The sequence below is a fragment of the Paenibacillus tritici genome (genome assembly GCF_018207515.1).
GTDB classification, from domain to species: domain Bacteria; phylum Bacillota; class Bacilli; order Paenibacillales; family Paenibacillaceae; genus Paenibacillus_AQ; species Paenibacillus_AQ tritici.
Map to the genome: position 1 here is coordinate 1,206,391 of NZ_CP073365.1, position 16,682 is coordinate 1,223,072.

At 53.9% G+C, this 16,682-nt stretch carries 11 protein-coding genes and 1 pseudogene; 8 read left to right on the forward strand and 4 right to left on the reverse strand.

Going from position 1 to position 16,682, the window contains the following annotated elements:
• Nucleotides 1-121: 121 nt before the first annotated feature.
• The gene (locus KDC22_RS05090; protein WP_211722268.1) at nucleotides 122-1,219 is read left to right on the forward strand and encodes a glycerol dehydrogenase; all 1,098 of its coding nucleotides are present in this window, start codon (nucleotides 122-124) and stop codon (nucleotides 1,217-1,219) included.
• Nucleotides 1,220-2,866, forward strand: a pseudogene (dhaK, locus tag KDC22_RS05095) (dihydroxyacetone kinase subunit DhaK).
• 154 nt (nucleotides 2,867-3,020) lie between these two features.
• Here the strand turns inward: dhaK and KDC22_RS05100 are convergent.
• The gene (locus tag KDC22_RS05100) at nucleotides 3,021-4,043 is read right to left on the reverse strand and encodes a helix-turn-helix transcriptional regulator (protein ID WP_211722269.1); all 1,023 of its coding nucleotides are present in this window, start codon (nucleotides 4,041-4,043) and stop codon (nucleotides 3,021-3,023) included.
• 106 nt (nucleotides 4,044-4,149) lie between these two features.
• Nucleotides 4,150-4,926: a polysaccharide deacetylase family protein gene (locus KDC22_RS05105; protein WP_211722270.1), complete on the reverse strand. Its 777-nt coding sequence runs from the start codon at nucleotides 4,924-4,926 to the stop codon at nucleotides 4,150-4,152.
• Nucleotides 4,927-5,119: 193 nt separating this feature from the next.
• On the opposite strand from KDC22_RS05105, the gene KDC22_RS05110 reads away from it, so the two are divergent.
• Complete coding sequence (locus KDC22_RS05110; protein WP_211722271.1) at nucleotides 5,120-6,529, forward strand: deoxyguanosinetriphosphate triphosphohydrolase family protein; 1,410 nt, start codon at nucleotides 5,120-5,122, stop codon at nucleotides 6,527-6,529.
• Between the two features lie 211 nt (nucleotides 6,530-6,740).
• Nucleotides 6,741-8,525: a methyl-accepting chemotaxis protein gene (locus KDC22_RS05115; RefSeq protein WP_211722272.1), complete on the forward strand. Its 1,785-nt coding sequence runs from the start codon at nucleotides 6,741-6,743 to the stop codon at nucleotides 8,523-8,525.
• A gap of 551 nt (nucleotides 8,526-9,076) precedes the next feature.
• On the opposite strand, the gene KDC22_RS05120 is transcribed toward KDC22_RS05115, so the two are convergent.
• Nucleotides 9,077-10,033, reverse strand: a complete 957-nt coding sequence (locus tag KDC22_RS05120) for a D-2-hydroxyacid dehydrogenase (protein ID WP_211722273.1) — start codon at nucleotides 10,031-10,033, stop codon at nucleotides 9,077-9,079.
• 91 nt (nucleotides 10,034-10,124) lie between these two features.
• On the opposite strand from KDC22_RS05120, the gene thpR reads away from it, so the two are divergent.
• Both thpR and KDC22_RS05130 read left to right on the forward strand, forming a co-directional pair.
• Nucleotides 10,125-10,736: an RNA 2',3'-cyclic phosphodiesterase gene (gene thpR / locus KDC22_RS05125; RefSeq protein WP_173136577.1), complete on the forward strand. Its 612-nt coding sequence runs from the start codon at nucleotides 10,125-10,127 to the stop codon at nucleotides 10,734-10,736.
• A 76-nt stretch (nucleotides 10,737-10,812) separates the two neighbouring features.
• Nucleotides 10,813-11,715 carry a cell wall hydrolase gene (locus tag KDC22_RS05130; RefSeq protein WP_211722274.1) on the forward strand — a complete coding sequence of 301 codons (903 nt, stop codon included), beginning with the start codon at nucleotides 10,813-10,815 and terminating at the stop codon, nucleotides 11,713-11,715.
• 137 nt (nucleotides 11,716-11,852) lie between these two features.
• Here the strand turns inward: KDC22_RS05130 and KDC22_RS05135 are convergent, their stop codons facing one another.
• The gene (locus KDC22_RS05135; RefSeq protein ID WP_173136573.1) at nucleotides 11,853-13,049 is read right to left on the reverse strand and encodes an MGDG synthase family glycosyltransferase; all 1,197 of its coding nucleotides are present in this window, start codon (nucleotides 13,047-13,049) and stop codon (nucleotides 11,853-11,855) included.
• Between the two features lie 302 nt (nucleotides 13,050-13,351).
• Between KDC22_RS05135 and KDC22_RS05140 the strand changes: the two genes are divergently transcribed.
• Both KDC22_RS05140 and KDC22_RS05145 read left to right on the forward strand, forming a co-directional pair.
• Nucleotides 13,352-13,927, forward strand: a complete 576-nt coding sequence (locus tag KDC22_RS05140; protein ID WP_173136571.1) for a TetR/AcrR family transcriptional regulator — start codon at nucleotides 13,352-13,354, stop codon at nucleotides 13,925-13,927.
• A gap of 179 nt (nucleotides 13,928-14,106) precedes the next feature.
• On the forward strand, nucleotides 14,107-16,461 hold the full coding sequence (locus KDC22_RS05145) for a YhgE/Pip domain-containing protein (RefSeq protein WP_211722275.1): 2,355 nt from the start codon (nucleotides 14,107-14,109) through the stop codon (nucleotides 16,459-16,461).
• Nucleotides 16,462-16,682: the final 221 nt, after the last annotated feature.

Here is a 16,682-nt window from a genome sequence, read left to right on the forward strand (position 1 = left end):
GGTAATATATAGTCCAAAATAACGGAAAAGTTCTATACGGGATCGTGCAATGTAGAATAACAGCAAATCGCTTATACTGAATAGGAAGCGTTTACAAATCCTGCTTAAGGAGTGCTGTGACATGAGAACTATTCTGACCTCTCCCTCTAAATATGTTCAGGGCAAGGATGAACTGTATAACATTGGGGACTATGTAACGATCTATGGACGGAAGGCGCTGCTGGTCGCGCATAAGGATGACCAGGCCAGAGTGCAGGAGTACCTGGACAAGGCAGTGGCCACCGGCGGATTTGAATTTGTAACCGGCGGCTTCGGCGGGGAGTGCACACTGAAGGAGATTGACCGGCTGGAGCAGTTCGCGGCGGAGCATGGCTGTGACGTTATCGTCGGCCTCGGCGGCGGCAAAGCGCTGGATACAGCCAAAGCCATCGCCAACCGGGCGAGAATTGCAATTATTGTCGTGCCGACAATTGCAGCGACCGATGCGCCGTGCAGCGGTTCCTCCGTAATCTATTCCGAGCACGGCGAGTTCGAGTCCTACCTGTACGCCCGGCAGAATCCGAATGTCGTGCTGGTGGATACCGGAATTATCGCCAAGGCGCCGACGCGGTTTCTGGTAGCCGGGATGGGGGATGCGCTGTCTACTTTTTTTGAAGCGAGATCCTGTGTCCGCGGGTTTACCTATAACAATTCCGGGGCAGTAAGCACCAAGGCGGCAATGGAGCTGGCCCGGCTCTGCTACGAGACCCTGCTGGAGGATGGACTGAAGGCCAAGGCGGCCAATGACAGCAAGGTGGTCACCCAGGCACTGGAGAATATTATCGAGACGAATATCCTGCTCAGCGGGCTTGGCTTCGAGAGCGGCGGGCTTGCGGCGGCACATGCGGTGCATAACGGGCTGACTCTTCTGGAGGAGACTCATCATTATTATCACGGTGAAAAGGTGGCGTTCGGCACACTGGTGCACATGGTGCTGGAGAATGCGCCGCAGGCGGAGCTGGATACCGTGCTTGGCTTCTGCAAGTCGCTCGGGTTGCCTACCTGCCTGAAGGATCTCGGCGTTACGGATATTAGTGAAGCCCGGCTGATGCCGGTAGCCGAAAGAGCCTGTGCCGAAGGGGAGTCCATTCATAATATGCCGTTCCCGGTCACACCGTATGATGTGTATGCCGCCATTCTGGCAGCGGACCGGCTGGGCGGAAGCGGAGGCGATATTTAGGTGAAGAAGATCATCAATGCTCCTGAAGATGTTGTAGTGCAAATGATCGAAGGCATGGTGCTGGCCCACCTGGAGCTGCTGGAGTGGAACAGGAAGTACAAGATTATTACCCGCAAGGAGCTGAACCCGGATAAGGTCACCCTGATCAGCGGCGGCGGCAGCGGCCATGAACCGGCGCATGGCGGGTATGTGGGCAAGGGGATGCTTGACGCGGCGGTATGCGGTGATGTGTTTGCTTCGCCTTCGACGGTGCAGGTCTATCAGGCCATCACGAAGACAGCCTCCTCCCAAGGCACCCTGCTGATTATCAAGAACTATTCCGGGGACTGCATGAACTTCGATGCGGCGGCGGAGATGGCGGTTGAGGATGATGATCTCCTCGTGGAGAAGGTATACGTTAATGATGATGTATCGGTGGCCGATGATCAATCTACAGCAGGCAGAAGAGGGGTAGCCGGAACAGTATTTGTGCATAAAATTGCCGGAGCCGCTGCCGAGCGGGGAGATACATTGCCGGAGGTGAAGGCCATCGCGGAGAAAACGGTACGGAATGTCCGCTCGATCGGCTTCGCGCTAACCTCCTGTACCGTACCGGCCAAAGGCTCGCCGACATTCCTGCTTGGCGACGATGAGATAGAGTTCGGGGTTGGGATTCATGGCGAGCCTGGCATTGCCCGGGAGAAGCTGGTTCCGGCCGACGAGCTGGCCGCGAAGGCATTACAGGCGCTCCTCGCCGATATGCCGGTTAACCCGGAGGAAGAGGTTGCGCTGATGATTAACGGCTTCGGGGCAACGCCCCTGCAGGAGCTGTATATCTTGAACCGGTCCGTCAGCCTGCTGCTTGCGGAAGCTAAGATCAAGGTGTACCGGACCTTTGTCGGCAATTATATGAGTGCCATTGATATGGCGGGAGCATCGCTCACCCTGCTGAAGCTGGATGAAGAGCTGAAGCAGGCGCTGGATTACGGTGCGGAGACAGCAGCATACAGATGTTAGGAGGCGGATGGAATGGAGAAGCTGCATACAGCGGATATCGTAGGGATGGTAGAGGAGATGGCGAAGCTTATCATAGATAAGGAAGTCGAGTTCTGCGAACTGGACTCCTTCGCCGGAGACGGGGACTTCGGCATGTCGCTGGCCAAAGGCTTCCGGCAGCTCAAGCTGGAATGGGCCGAGCTGCCGCAGGAAGACATCGGCGAATTCCTCAAGGGCTGTGCAATGGTCATTATCGAACACTGCGGAGGAGCTTCGGGTCCGATCTGGGGCTCGGCCTTCCGCAGTGCGGCGAAATATGCCAAGGGCAAGACCGAATTAAGCGGACTTGAGCTGGCGGAGCTGCTGGAGAACGCGGTAGAGGGCATCCAGAAGCGGGGCGGGGCCAAGCTTGGCGACAAGACGCTGCTTGATGCGCTGATTCCTGCGGCTGCAGCCCAGCGGAAGAGTGCGGAGAATGGCGAGGCCCTGTTGGTCAGCATGCGCAAGGGGGCAGAAGCAGCGGTACAGGGTGCCGAACAGACCAAAGACATCGTTGCCTCCAAAGGCAGGGCAAGCTATGTGGGCGAGCGGAGCCTCAGCCACCCGGATGCCGGCGCTACAGCGATAGGCATTCTATTCACCGGGATCGTAGACCGGATGGAGCAGCAGTAGGGCCGGAAGGCCGCCAGGCTAACCGGCAGGGAAGCAGGCGGCTGCGGTCCGTTAGACCAGAGGGGCAGCCCTGCAAATAGCTGTAGGCACAGGCAAAGGGACATCCGGCGGCAATTCTGCTGCTGAATGTCCCTTTGACTGTTTGTCTATGGCTTCAAGTCTCGTAAATGATATTCCCGGTCTCGGACAGGTCGTAGCTGTGAATCGAGCTCAGCTCACTGCGGAAGGCTTCCGAACGCAGAATATCAATGACCGTGCTGATCCACGGTTCATTCTCCGGCTTCTTGATCATCACCAGGTCATAGCGCTCGCGGATCAGCGGGATGAAGTCGATGCCGTCCACGATCCGGGCGGCTTTCTCTGTGCCGATACCCACATCCGCGCCGCCCCGCGCCACGAGGCCCGCTACGGCCAGATGGCTGTTCTCTTCATTACTGTATCCGTTTAAGCGGGATGACGGAATATCATGCAGGCGGAGCTGTTCATCCAGCAGCACCCGGGCGCCGGAGCCGCGCTCCCGGTTGATCAGCGTCAGCCCGTGCTGCCGGAGGTCACTCCAGCTGCGGATGCCCTTCGGATTGCCCTTCTGCACATAGAAGCCTGCGCTGCGTGTCAGCAGATGCACAACAATATAGGAGAAGCCCACAAGCAGCTTGCGGATATAGGGCAGATTATATTCGCCGCTGTCGCCGTCCAGCAGATGAGTGCTTACAATATCGGATTCCCCCTGATACATGGCAATGAGGCTGTCCAGACTGCCGGCATAGGAACGGAGAGGGCGGGTGGACGGCAGGGTCCGCTCCAGATGGGTCGCCAGAATATCCAGCGACATATCCTGTCCGGTGATGACTACATTCAGTCCGCTGTGCTTAAGGCTGTGCGGCGGCGGAGAAGCAAAGGCCTGATACGGAGCCGTGAATGGGGCAGTCTGCTGTGGCTGCTGGGTCTGCGGCTGGTATGCCTCAGGGAATCCGCTCTCGGGAAGCGGATGACTGTAAGTCCCGCTGCTGCGCGAGTTCTGCTTGTACCTCTCCAGATCTGAGAGGTCCACCCGCATCTGCTTGCCCACCCGGTAAGAGGGCAGCTCTCCTTTTTTGATCAGGTCATAGACCTTGAGCTTGGAGATCTTGAGCAGGCGGGCAATCTCCTCGGTTGTATAGGAAGTATTCTCGGACATCTGTTAACCCTCCTGGGGGATGCCCTGCGGTATAGCCGCAGGCAGCCTTATCATGCTCAAGACTACCTTATTTCGTAAGCCTGTGCAATGAAAGACGCCCTGGACTTCAATAGGTGATCTGCCGGTCTGTCTTCGCCTGCTGCACATCGGATAACCCAATCAGCTCCGAGACGGTGACGAACCGGAAGCCTTGCTTCTCCAGCTCAGGCAGAATGATCTTCAGCGCTTCCTTGGTCTGCGATCTTCCGTGGACATGATCGTGGAACAGGACAATATCACCGCTCCTCGCATTGCGGATCACCCGGCTGGAGATACTCCATACACCGGGGCGGTTCCAGTCGCGTGTATCCTGATGCCAGGACCAGAGCACCGGCTTCAGGCCCATGCTGTTGGACACATCAATCAGGGTCTCGTCATACATTCCGCCCGGCGGCCTGAACAGGCTGCTGTGTCTGCCGGATACCTTCACAATCTCCTTCTCCGTAAGCTCCAGCTCCTGCTGAATCTGCTCCCCGGAGATGGGTTTTTTGAAATACACATGGTTATAGGTATGGTTCGCCAGCTCATGTCCTTCATTAATAACGCGTCTGGCGACATCCGGATAAGCGGCGATCCGCTTGCCAATGGCAAAAAACGTGCATTTCGCATGATACTCATGCAGCACCTCCAGAATGCCGTCCGTCTCCAGCGGGTCCGGGCCGTCGTCGAAGGTCAGCGCAATGACCTTCTGGCTGGTGCGCACTTCCCAGATCATGTCGCCCCGCTCCTCATAGTAGTAGCGGTTCTTGGGCTTGTCCAGACTGCCCTGGGCAAGCGCTGAGGAGGTGTGCATCAAGGTGAGGGCTGCAAGAACTGCTGCGGTTAGTCTGGAAGCTGTTGTCATAGTCTCGGGTTCACTCCACACTTGTGTCGTTATAAGCTGCTCCTGCAGTTTAAGTCTTAGAATGCTCTATCGTCCCCGGTTACTATGCATTTACAAGCGCCTGCACAGTGAATTGCATTTTAGAGTGAAAGTTCCGGCGGAAATGACTTATAATAAGTTACTAAATACAGATCAAGGAACAGGAGCGGCGGAGATGACACTGATTGAGCAAAGAGAACATAGACAATATCCGGAAATTACCAAGCTGGAAACCTCCAGAGCCGCATATGAACGCGACTATTCGCGTCTGATCCATTCGCCGACCTTCCGCCGGCTGCAAGGCAAATCCCAGGTGTTCGGAGCCGGGACCGGGGATTATTACCGGACACGCCTGACTCACTCGCTGGAGGTGGCGCAGATCGCCCGCGAAGCGGCCAAGAGCCTGCTGCGCTCTTACCCGGAGGTAGAGACAGGGGCGGCCGGGAACCCGGGGCTGGTCATTGATCCGGAAGTAGTGGAATGCGCGGCTATCGCGCATGATTTCGGCCATCCTCCATTTGGGCATAAGGGAGAGGAAGTGCTGGACAGCCTGCTGGAGAGCCTCATTGTCAAGAAAACTGCGGAGGCTGCAGCCAAAACCGGCGCCGGTCCGGTCCAGAAGCAGACTATCTATGAGAGCCTGAAGCGCAAATACGAGCATTTTGAAGGCAATGCCCATAACTTCCGCCTGATCATGTTCCTGGAGAAACGGGAGAATATCGACGGTCTGAACCTCTCTGATGCGGTGCTGCTGGGGATTAACAAATATCCTTTTCCCGGTACGGTCCTGAAGAAGGGCATGTATCTGCATGAATGGAACTATATCAACGAGATCCGCAGCCAGTGGGGGGTTCCGGCGGGCAAGAAGACACTTGAAGCCCAGCTGATGGACCTGTGTGATGATATTGCCTATTCGGCACATGACCTGGAAGACGGCATTAAGGCCGGGAAGATTGAGGTGCATGAGCATTTCATGCATGACGACTATATCCAGCGGCTGATTGTGGAGAAAATCACCACGCTGGAGGATGCCTTCTGGTCAGGCTGGAACGAGGCGGCAATCCGCTTCAAGGTAGAGGATGTGCTTAGCTCCTTCCTTCGCGTATGGATGGAGAAGATGCCGACCTGTGAGAATGACTATTCCCGCACCCGCCGTGAAGTTAAGGCCTATTGGGTTAGTACCTTTGTCGCCAGTCTCGGCGTCATTGAGGACGGGGATTGGAAGAAGGTCACGTTCATTAAGGAAGGCAAGGAAGACGAGGACATGCTGCGGACCGTCAGTGTGCTCAAAAGCTTCGCCTGGGTGACCATGATCCGTGATTTGCGCGTGCAGCGTCTGCAGAAACGGAGCGAATGGATTCTCCGGCGGCTGTGGGAGGCCTTTCTTGATCCCGAGACGTCGCGGAATATTATTCCTACCGACTGGCTCCAGCGGTTTGAGAAGGACCAGAAGTCGGCGAAGCCGATCTGGACCTGGGAGCATATGGTGATCGACTATATTGCCGGAATGACCGATGCCTTTGCCGAGAAAATATACAACGAGCTATACGGGCTGAAGGTCGGTTCGATTTACGATCTGGACTAAATATTGGGTTAGAGAACCTGTGGTTCTATTTACTTGTCGGCCATTTGGGCCGGCAGGTACAACCTTACATAGTGAGATGTATAAATTTTTAATCCCCTGTTGCCGAAATAGTACGTATATACTATTTTTTTTTGTCTTTTTATGAAAAAGAAAGGGTAACAGATGGAAAATGGTGTAATATTCTCGGCAATTATCAAGGGGGCATACAGGTATGGGTAAGGGTCAGCGACTGAAGGATTGGTTTAGTAAAGGGAGGAATGAAGCGGATAAGAAGCAGCGGGTCAGCCTGACCGGGCGCGGTAAAAGTATTGGCTTCAAGATTGCCTCCGGGTACGCGGCTCTGGCTGTGCTGGTTCTGGTGACCGGCGGGGTCTCGCTCTATCAAATGTACGGTATGCAGAAGAACACAGGTAGTATTCTTAATCAGAGCATTCCTGCACTGGATAAAATCCACAATGTTAATTATCTCACAGAGCATGTGATGGCGCTCAGTATGCAGCATATCCTGAACTCGGATATTGCGGAGAAAAGCGTACTTGCGGAAGAGCGGGCCAAATTCATCAGCAAAGTGTCAGATACGATGAAGGAATACAAGCTCACCTTGCACGGGAATAAGGAACTGGGGCAATTACAGTCGCTCGTCGGGAAATGGGCGGAGTTCCTGACCGTCAATAATCAGGCGATCCTGCTCAGCAGCTCGAATGACGAGGCATTGGCCCTGGAGGTATCGCGCAAGGGGATCGCGGCGTTTAATTCCATGCAGGTTGATCTCGATGCGCTCGTTAAGCACACTCAGGACGAAGCAGCGAAAGAGGGGGAAGTTTCCGAGCAAATTTTCCATACTTCGCTGACATTGAATATTGTAACTGTGCTGATTGTCTTGTTAGTCATCGGAATCATTAACATGGTGATCCGCAGAACGATCATCCGTCCGCTGAAGAAGGTAACCGCCCAGCTCCAGCAGATCGCAAACGGGGATCTGACGGCGGAGGAGACCGTGATCAGCAATAAGGATGAGATTGGCCTGCTGGCCAAGACCGTGAATGAAACCAACCGCACCCTGCTGGAGATGGTCAGCCGGATTCGTAATGTGTCCAACGTCATATCCGAGCAGGGTGATGAGCTGATGCATACGATTGCCGAAACCAGGGAAGGCAGCAGTCAGATTGCCTTGACGATGGAAGAGCTGGCTACAGCCTCGGGAAGCCAGGCTGAAGCAGCGGTGGAAGCCTCCAAGGCAGTAGAGGACTTAAATAAGCTGATCGAGAATTTTGCCGGCAGAGGCACGGATCTCTCCCTTCATTCGGAACAGGTGCGGCTTAAGGGTGAGAAGGGCCGGGCGCTCATGGAAAGCTCCGTATCGCAGATGAACCAGATTGCCGAGACCGTCTCACTGTCCATGGGAACCGTGGAGGAGCTGAACCGCAAGAATGAAGGCATCTTCCAGCTGGTAGGTGCCATCCGGAGCATCTCGGAGCAGACGCATCTGCTGGCCATTAATGCTGCGATTGAAGCCGCCAGGGCCGGTGACAGCGGACGCGGCTTCGCGGTAGTGGCCCAGGAGGTGCGTAAGCTCTCGGAGGATGTGCAGCGGACCGTATCGGAGATCACGGAGATTACGCAGGGAATCCAGCTCGACTCCAGAACCATGGTGGAGCAGCTTCGCGGAGGCGTAGCCAAGACGGAGGAGGGCAGCCGGCAAATTGTTGAGACAGGCGAAGCCCTGGCTGAAATCAACGGCTCGGTCCTTGGGATGGCGGTAACCATTGATGAGATGAGCCAGGACCTGCAGCAAATGACTGGAGCCAGCGAAACCATGAATGAGTTCAGCCAGCATATCTCGGCCCTTTCCCAGCAATCTGCTGCAGGTGTGGAGGAGACCTCGGCATCGGCGCATCAGCAGTTCACTGCCACTACGGAAGTGGCTAACGGCATCGGGCAGCTGAAGGTGCTGCTTACTGAGCTACGGGAGTCTGTTACGCGATTTCAGGTGTAGGGGGATATAAGCTGAAGGTGAAATAGAGTACTTAGGGATACGCCGTGACTACAGAGAATATTTGGACTTCCGGCCGCTGTTGTTCCCGGATTTCCTGATTGGTACCGCTAGCAGCGGTTGAAATCCGGGAACAAAGGCGGTCGCTACCGCTCCTACAGTTCCAAAATTCCCCTCCGCCACTTCTCCCTAAATTTAAATTTCAAGCTCAGTCTATATAGTGTGTATGTATATAATAAACAGCCTCTGCTTAGTTCAGCAGAGGCTGTTGGTATTTGTATAGGTGAATCCTGCACAAATTGCAACATTCGCTCATTAAATCAACCCTAAATCGAAGTTTGTTGCAGAAAAGGCAGCATTTTGCCCACATCCAGCAGGTTATCGTGACAAATTATTGCATTTGTTGCAACAATTGTATCAGGTGTGCGTTATCTGCGAGCCGGAGTTGTAATAAGTACAACATTTCGCCGGAGCGGGGCGTTCGAGTCAGGTTCATCCATCCGCTGACCAGGCGAGCGATCCGCCGGGACACCTTGGCCCCCCAGAGCACCAGCCTAATACTGGCGGCTGTAATCCACCAGATTGCGCGAAGGCTTGCCGGATTCCAGATACGCTTTCATGTTCTCCACAAAGATGTCCACGACCCGGTCAGCATAGCGGTCGGTTACCCCGGCACAGTGAGGGGTCATGATGACCTGCTCCATCCCCCAGAGCGGGTGATCCTCAGGCAGCGGCTCGGTCTCGAATACGTCGAGGCCCGCACCGGCGAGCTGTCCGCTGTTCAGCGCAGCGATCAGATCGTCCGTATGGGTAGTCACTCCCCGGCCAATATTAATATAATATGCCCCCTGCTTGCAGGCGGAGAAGATCTCTGCATCGAACAGTCCACGGGTCTCGTCCGTCAGCGGAAGCGTGTTGATCACGAAGTCAGCCTCGCGGACGGAATGCTTCAGCTCCCCGGTGGTGAAGACTTGATCGAAGTTCTCCACCGGCCGCCCAGAGCGGCTGACACCGATGGTCTTCATCCGGAAGGCCTTGGCAATTCTGGCGGTCTCGCTGCCGATGGCGCCGGTTCCGGCAATGACTGCGGTCTTGCCGGTCAACTCACTCTCTTGCCCGTCCGAGTGCCAGCGTCGGTTCTGCTGGTTGCGGATAGCGGTATGCATATTGCGCGTGAACATCAGCATGAAGCTGAGGATGACCGCCGTAATCGGTTCAGCATGTACACCGCTGGCATTCGTCAGCAGGATTTCGCGTTCCTTCAGCGCTTCCAGCGGAAGCTTCTCTACACCGGCAGACCAGGCTTGTACCCAGCGGAGCGGCGAATCCTGCCGCAGTACGGTATCGCGGATGCCTTTGCCCCAGCCGATAATAATCTCTGCGCCGGAGAGCAGCTCAAGATCAGGGTTCCTGGAGTCTCCAAGGGTAAGGGTGTAATCTGGTGCAGCAGCGCGGATCATCTCCTGCTGGCCTGACGAGAGGTGCTGCAGACAAACGATGGATTTAGTCATGTTGGTGCCCTCCTGTTCTACATTTCAGTAGAGAAATGGACGATAAGTATAGAATAAGCATAACAAATCTGCCTGGAAAGGTGAAATTAGCATGAGACCTATAGAACCGGAGCAAGAAGTTGAGCGCCTGTTTGTGGCAATACCGCTGCCTGATGCGCTATGCGATTATCTGAAAAATGAGTCTGCCCATGTGTCGTCCGGGCTTCATTTTGCCAGATGGACACATTTTAAAGATTTCCATATTACGCTGCAATTTCTTGGAGATACCCCCAGGGAACATATTCCAGCTCTTTATCAGGCACTCCGGGAGGTTGCGAAGTCAAGTAAAGGCTTTCAGCTGAAGCTCGGGGAGTGGGGCACTTTCGGTCTCCCGGATTCGCCAAGAGTACTCTGGACAGGGGTTTCCGGCGAATTGGAGCCGCTGAAGGAGCTGCAGAAACGGGTGGTTTCCGCGACCCTTCCATTAGGATATACGGCAGAGATGCGAACGTACAATCCCCATTTGACACTCGCCCGCAAATACCGCGGAGAAGGCTCTTTTACGCTGGAGCGGCTGGAAAATTTACGGATGCAAGGGCGTCCTGCGGGACAAGCACTTCCAGACATAGGCTGGACGGTTGATGCTTTTGTGGTGTATGCTACCAGGATGTATGCCATTCCTATGTATGAAATGACCGAAAAATTTACATTTTTCTCAACATAAATCGACAAGTGAGTTTTCAAGGCTTCCATTTTCGGTTACATACAATAGGAGTGTGCCGTAAAATAGGAGGTAAATTATGTTGATTTTTAAACAGAGCCGCTATATTGCGCTGCTGGTTGGTGTAATCCTAGTGTCTTTCTCAGCGATAAGTTTGATGAACCCCGCAGGATCTGCTGCTACCGGGGAGAATATGATAGAAATGGGTAAATTGAAGTCTGCAAGCCACCAGTCTGTGGAGCGGCTTGTCCCGCAAGCTGCATCAGTCCTGCATAGGACAAGCCCTTCAGCCAGCACGATTACACCCATGCTTTACACCACAGCCGCCAAACCGGCCCATACCTGGACCCGCACGGTTCATGCAGGATGGTTAAGTCCCGAGAAGCTTCAGCGTAAAGACGCTGCACAGAAGACTGCCATTCCGCCGAAGCCTAAGGTAACTGTGGTGAAAGCATCGCCGCCAGCGGCGCAAGTGCCGAAGATAGCGGCAACGGGGACAACGAGTGTCATTCCAAGCAAAGCTGTAACTCAGTATCATCCCCCCGCAACATTGTTCTTCTCTCGGACCAAGCTACTAACCAAGGAGCAGCAAGCTGAAGCTACCTGGAGCTACGCCGTATCCGAAGAAGACCTGCATCTGCTGCAAAAAATCGTTATGGCAGAGGCAGAAGGCGAACCGTACAAGGGCAAGGTGGCAGTTGCCAACGTTGTTCTAAACCGGCTGCGGTCAGCCAATTTTCCCGACACAATCAGAGAAGTAATCTATCAAAAAAGACAATTCAGTCCTGTGGCCAACGGGCGTCTTAAACGTGTGAAGCCTAATAAGGACAGTATTAAGGCTGTTAATGCAGCGCTGCTGGGAGTTAAGGAAGTGACGGACGATACGTACTTCTTCCTGTCGCTGACGCTGGCCCAGGACCTTACTGTGCATCATTCACGGACACTCGCCAAGACGATCGGCAATCATACATTCTATAAATAAACAAGGACACAATACATTAGGACGCTATAAGTCTATTCTATTACGGCCATTCAGCATTTCCGCGCAAAAAAAGAACCTCCAACTCCACGCTTACCGGTGGATTGGAGGTTCTTTGCGGCTTGGTTCCTATAATCCGCTTAAGGAGTGACATAGACAGCTTCTTCATTCCGCACCTTTTGCGGAGGGACATTCCAGGCCTCTGAGACGGCTGCAGCAGCGGCGGGCTTGCCCAGCAGCTGAAGTACGGTCGCTGCGCAGTGCTGCGGCTGCTGGCGGTCCGGGGAGGTCCGGCGTCTGTGCGGTGCCCCCTGTCCGGCATATTCACGCAGGAGCATCGTGAACCATTTGTCCACGACGGCCGAATCCAGCATCTCAGCCAGCCCCAGCTCAACGAAATATTGGCTGTTCTTCTCTTCCTGTCCCGGTATTGCGTTGTAGAACAACATCGGGATGCCCTTAGCCTGACCTTCGGTGCAGGTCATTCCGCCGGGCTTGGTAATCAGCAGATCGGAGGCATCCATCAGCTTGTTAATCTCACTGCTGTACCCCAGTATTCTTACATTGGGATGGTTCAGCAGGGGGTTGGCTTCCATCTTGGCTACCGCCTTGTCATTGCTGCCCATACAGAAGATAAGCTGAATCTCATCAATCCGGGCCGTGAGCGAGTCCATGATATCCTTGCCGAACATCAGCCCCCAGCCGCCGCCCATAATAAGCGCAGTCGGGATGTCGGCAAGACCCAGCTCTTTGCGCAGCTGGGTCTTGCCCTGGCACTCCCAGAACTTCGGATGCACCGGAATCCCGGTAACCGTCACAAGCTCGGAAGCTACGCCGCGTCCGGTAAGGATCGACTTGACCCGGGAAGTCGATACCAGATAGCGGTCCGACTCCGCATTCACCCAGCTTCCGTGGGCATCATAATCAGTAATCAGCGTATAGAACGGTACATCCAGCCCCTGGCGCTTCAGCCTGGAGATGACAGCAGCGGGAATCGGATGCGTACAGATAATCAGATCCGGCTTCAGCTGTTCAATGACCTGTGAGGCATGTGTATAAAAAATCCGGTGAAGTGCCAGCTGGGTCAACCGGTTCAGTGATTTATGATATTGGGTCTTATACATCATGCCGACCAGCTTGGGCTGGCTGCTGACGGTTTTGCGGTAAGCGGAAAGAATCCAAGGAGCGACCGTAGGATTTAGGAATTTCCCGAGCTCAATGACCCGGCACTGAACATCCGGGTTCAGCAGTCTTATTCCTTCAGCCAGAGCATAGGCTGCCCCTGTATGGCCCGTGCCGAAGCCTTCCGAAAACAGCAGTACTCTTTTCTTTCGCATAAGTTCACCTGCAACTTTCCATATAGGTAGATTTACGAATTCTCTTCATTAGTCCATGTGCTTATCCTGCGTGCTTGTTCTCTTACTCCTAATATTATACTAGGGATTTTGCTTCTTTTCTCACATTATACAAATAAGACGTAAATAGAAAGTTAAAACACTGCAATAAAATAAAAAAAATTATACAAAAGTATTGCAAAGACATAGGCAACATGATAAAGTTGGTCTTGACCGAATGACCGTATCAGTAAAACGGTCATAACGAGGATGTAAGACATTCCTGAGGGAAAGGAAGTGTATGAATGGCTGTGGTAGATCGAAGGCAGCAGGTGCTGCAGGCGGCGACCAAATCTTTTTCATTATTCGGCTATAAGGCAACAACCATGGATCAGGTCGCTAAGATTGCCAATGTCGGCAAAGGGACGATTTACACCTTTTTTACAAACAAGGAACAGTTATTTGATGAGATCCTGCGTGATGTTATTACCGAGATGAAAATTATCGCCGAGCGGGAGATTAAGCGTGACAAGCCGTTTTTTGATAATCTGCACCGCGTACTGGATGCCCTGCTGGAATTTCGCAGCGAACACGAGCTATTCATCAAGCTGTCCCAGGAAAGTCATGACTTCGGAACGCCGCAGGCCGGTGAAGGACTCGACAAGATCGAGAGTGTAGTGCTTGAATATCTGGAACGGGAGGTGGAGCAGGCCATTCGTCAAGGGGAGATCAAACCCTGCGACCCCCAGATTGTATCGGTGGTAATGTTCAGGTTATATATTGTGCTTACGGCTGAACTGAGTAAGGTACACGTGCCTTTGACCAAAGAACAGATCAAGAGCTATTTTCAGCTTTTTTTGGTAGAGGGGCTGGCACAGTAGATTATAAGTTCAGTATAGGGACGGCGTGTGCACCGCACTGCGCTATCCCGGAATAATTTTTTTTGCCCTCGAATGACTAAATGGGTAAAACGGTCATCTGGTGTTACTGTAACATTCACGAAACTATCATTTCGAAAAGCATTTTAAAGAGAGCATATGATCATAAGGAGAGAACCAGAATGAAATCTTTATCCGTGTTTATGAAGGATCTTGGCGCGGTTTTTAAGAATCCCAAGATGCGTATTTCCATGTTTGCCATTCTGTTTATTCCTGTACTGTACAGCGGATTGTTCCTGAAGGCATTCTGGGATCCTTACGGCAAAATGAACGAGCTTCCGGTGGCTGTTGTCAATGAAGACAAGGGTGCCGATTATGAGGGCTCCAAGCTGAGCGCAGGATCAGACCTGGTCGCCGAGCTGAAGAAGACGGACGGGTTCAAGTGGAATTTCGTCAGCCGGGAGATTGCGGAAGCCGGACTTGCCGATAATACTTATTATATGGCAATTGTGGTTCCGGAAGACTTCTCGGCCAAAGCAACTACACTGCTTGATGCGGATCCCCAGCCGGCCAAAATTATCTACGAGCCGAATGAAGGCTACAACTTCCTGGCGGGTCAGATTGGCGGCACGGCGGTGAAGGATATCAAGACCAAAGTATCTGCCAAAGTCACAGAGGCTTACACTAATTCTGTATTTGATAAAATTACTGAAATCGCCAGCGGTCTTGGCGAAGCCGGAGACGGCGCAGCCAAGATTGCAGACGGTGCCACCAAGCTGGATGACGGTGCACTTAAGCTGAAGGACAATCTGCTTGTGCTGACAGAAGGCACCGGCAAGCTGCTTGACGGAGTAGCGCCGCTTACCCAGGGTGTGAGTGATCTGAATAACGGAGCAGCCGCACTGAAAACAGGCAGCAGCACGCTGGCCGGAGGGCTTCAGCAGTTGTCCGCAGCGCATAAGCAGCTCCAGGACGGGGTGGCGCAGTCGGCGGCAGGCAGCAAGCAGCTTCATGCTGGGCTGCAGAAGACAACGGCCGGAGCATCTGCGCTCAAGGATGGAACACAGTCGGCTGTAGTCGGTACCGAGAAGCTGCAGGCGGGTACGAAGTCGGCTGTTGACGGCAGTGCGAAGCTTGCCGCCGGATTATCCTCCGCCGCCGAGGGCAGCGCGAAGCTCGAAGCCGGACTTACGGCATCGAAGGACGGCAGTGCGAAGGCAGCAGCCGGAGCCAAGGCGGTAGCCGATGGCCTGCAGGCGCTGGCGAAGTCGAATCCTCAGCTTGCGGCTAGCCCGGATGTACAGAAGCTGCTGGCGGCAAGCACCGCAGTAGCTGCGGGTACAGCCCAGCTGGACCAGGGCCAGCAGCAGCTCCTGGACGGAGCGGCAGCCCTGAACAGCGGCCAGCAGCAGCTACTGCAGGGAGCGAATCAGCTGCACAGCGGAACGCAGCAGCTGGATGCAGGGGTAACGCAGCTGCATGACGGAGCGCAGCAGCTAAGCACTGGCAGCGCACAGCTGCTTGAAGGCCAACAGCAGCTGGTAGCCGGTGCCGGTGCGCTTGAGACCGGCGGCGGCAAGCTGGCAGCAGGCATGAAGCAGTTCGGCGCCAAGCTGGGCGAAGCGGCAGCAGGCGGCACGAAGCTGGCAGACGGCGGCAAAGCGCTGGAAGCCGGTACAGCGAAGCTGCTGAACGGGGCAGGCCAGCTTGGCAGCGGCCTCAGCTCGGTAGCCGACGGGTCGAAGAAGCTGAGTGACGGAGCAGGCCAGCTTAAGGACGGCCTGGATGAGCTGAAGACAGGCTCCGGTGAGCTGGCAAGCAAACTGGGCGATGCCGCAGCACAGACGAAATCGGTGAATAAGACCGATGGAATGGTATCTATGTTCGCCCAGCCGGTACAGATCGAAGAAGTGAAGGTCAACGAGGTGCCTAACTACGGTACAGGGTTCGCTCCTTACTTCCTGTCACTAGGATTGTTCGTAGGCGCACTGATCTGCACCATTGTTATTCCGATGAGGGAATCCGAAGTGATTGGAGCCAGCCGGTTCAACCGGTTCATGAGCCGTACGCTTACGTTCTCCTTGATGAGTGTGCTCCAGGCTCTGCTCGCTATCCTGATTGTCTTGTACGGTCTGGGACTTGAAGTACAGAATGTGCCCTTGTTCTACGCTTTCTCCTTCATTACCAGCCTTGCCTTCATGTGGATGATCCAGGCCATTGTAACCTGGCTGGACCAGCCGGGCCGTTTCGTAGTCATCCTGATTCTGATCTTCCAGCTGACTACAAGTGCCGGAACCTTCCCTCTGGAATTGATTCCGGACTGGATGAAGATTGTAAGTCCGCTGCTGCCAATGACTTACAGTGTCCAAGGCTTCAAGGCAGTGATCTCGACAGGGGACTTCGGCTCCATGTGGAGTGATGCAGGAATGCTTGGCGTATATGGAATTATATTCCTCGCGCTTACCTTCACCTACTTCATGACCCGTGACCGGGGCAATGAGGCTGTGCTGAAAAGTGAACAAGTTTTGACTGTATAAAAGAACATTATTTCCTGTAAACCGTGTGAACTGGAAACGCCCCCTTAGGGGGCGTTTTTGGTTTATAGTGAAAAATAAACAGCTTAGAAAAGTGCCATCTCCATGGCAGGAAAAAAGTTGAAACGTTTTCAATGCATAAGTACTTATTCGTCATTTATGCATAAATATACATTCGAAAGTTTTTTTACGCTTCTATTCGCTAAAGCTGCGCTGCAAAAGCA

Coding starts and splice junctions, on each gene's coding strand:
- thpR (WP_173136577.1), top strand. CDS start 10,125: ATGAGACCTATAGAACCGGAGCAAGAAGTTGAGCGCCTGTTTGTGGCA.
- KDC22_RS05105 (WP_211722270.1), bottom strand. CDS start 4,926: ATGACAACAGCTTCCAGACTAACCGCAGCAGTTCTTGCAGCCCTCACC.
- KDC22_RS05135 (WP_173136573.1), bottom strand. CDS start 13,049: ATGCGAAAGAAAAGAGTACTGCTGTTTTCGGAAGGCTTCGGCACGGGC.
- KDC22_RS05090 (WP_211722268.1), top strand. CDS start 122: ATGAGAACTATTCTGACCTCTCCCTCTAAATATGTTCAGGGCAAGGAT.
- KDC22_RS05145 (WP_211722275.1), top strand. CDS start 14,107: ATGAAATCTTTATCCGTGTTTATGAAGGATCTTGGCGCGGTTTTTAAG.
- KDC22_RS05110 (WP_211722271.1), top strand. CDS start 5,120: ATGACACTGATTGAGCAAAGAGAACATAGACAATATCCGGAAATTACC.
- KDC22_RS05100 (WP_211722269.1), bottom strand. CDS start 4,043: ATGTCCGAGAATACTTCCTATACAACCGAGGAGATTGCCCGCCTGCTC.
- KDC22_RS05130 (WP_211722274.1), top strand. CDS start 10,813: ATGTTGATTTTTAAACAGAGCCGCTATATTGCGCTGCTGGTTGGTGTA.
- KDC22_RS05115 (WP_211722272.1), top strand. CDS start 6,741: ATGGGTAAGGGTCAGCGACTGAAGGATTGGTTTAGTAAAGGGAGGAAT.
- KDC22_RS05120 (WP_211722273.1), bottom strand. CDS start 10,033: ATGACTAAATCCATCGTTTGTCTGCAGCACCTCTCGTCAGGCCAGCAG.
- KDC22_RS05140 (WP_173136571.1), top strand. CDS start 13,352: ATGGCTGTGGTAGATCGAAGGCAGCAGGTGCTGCAGGCGGCGACCAAA.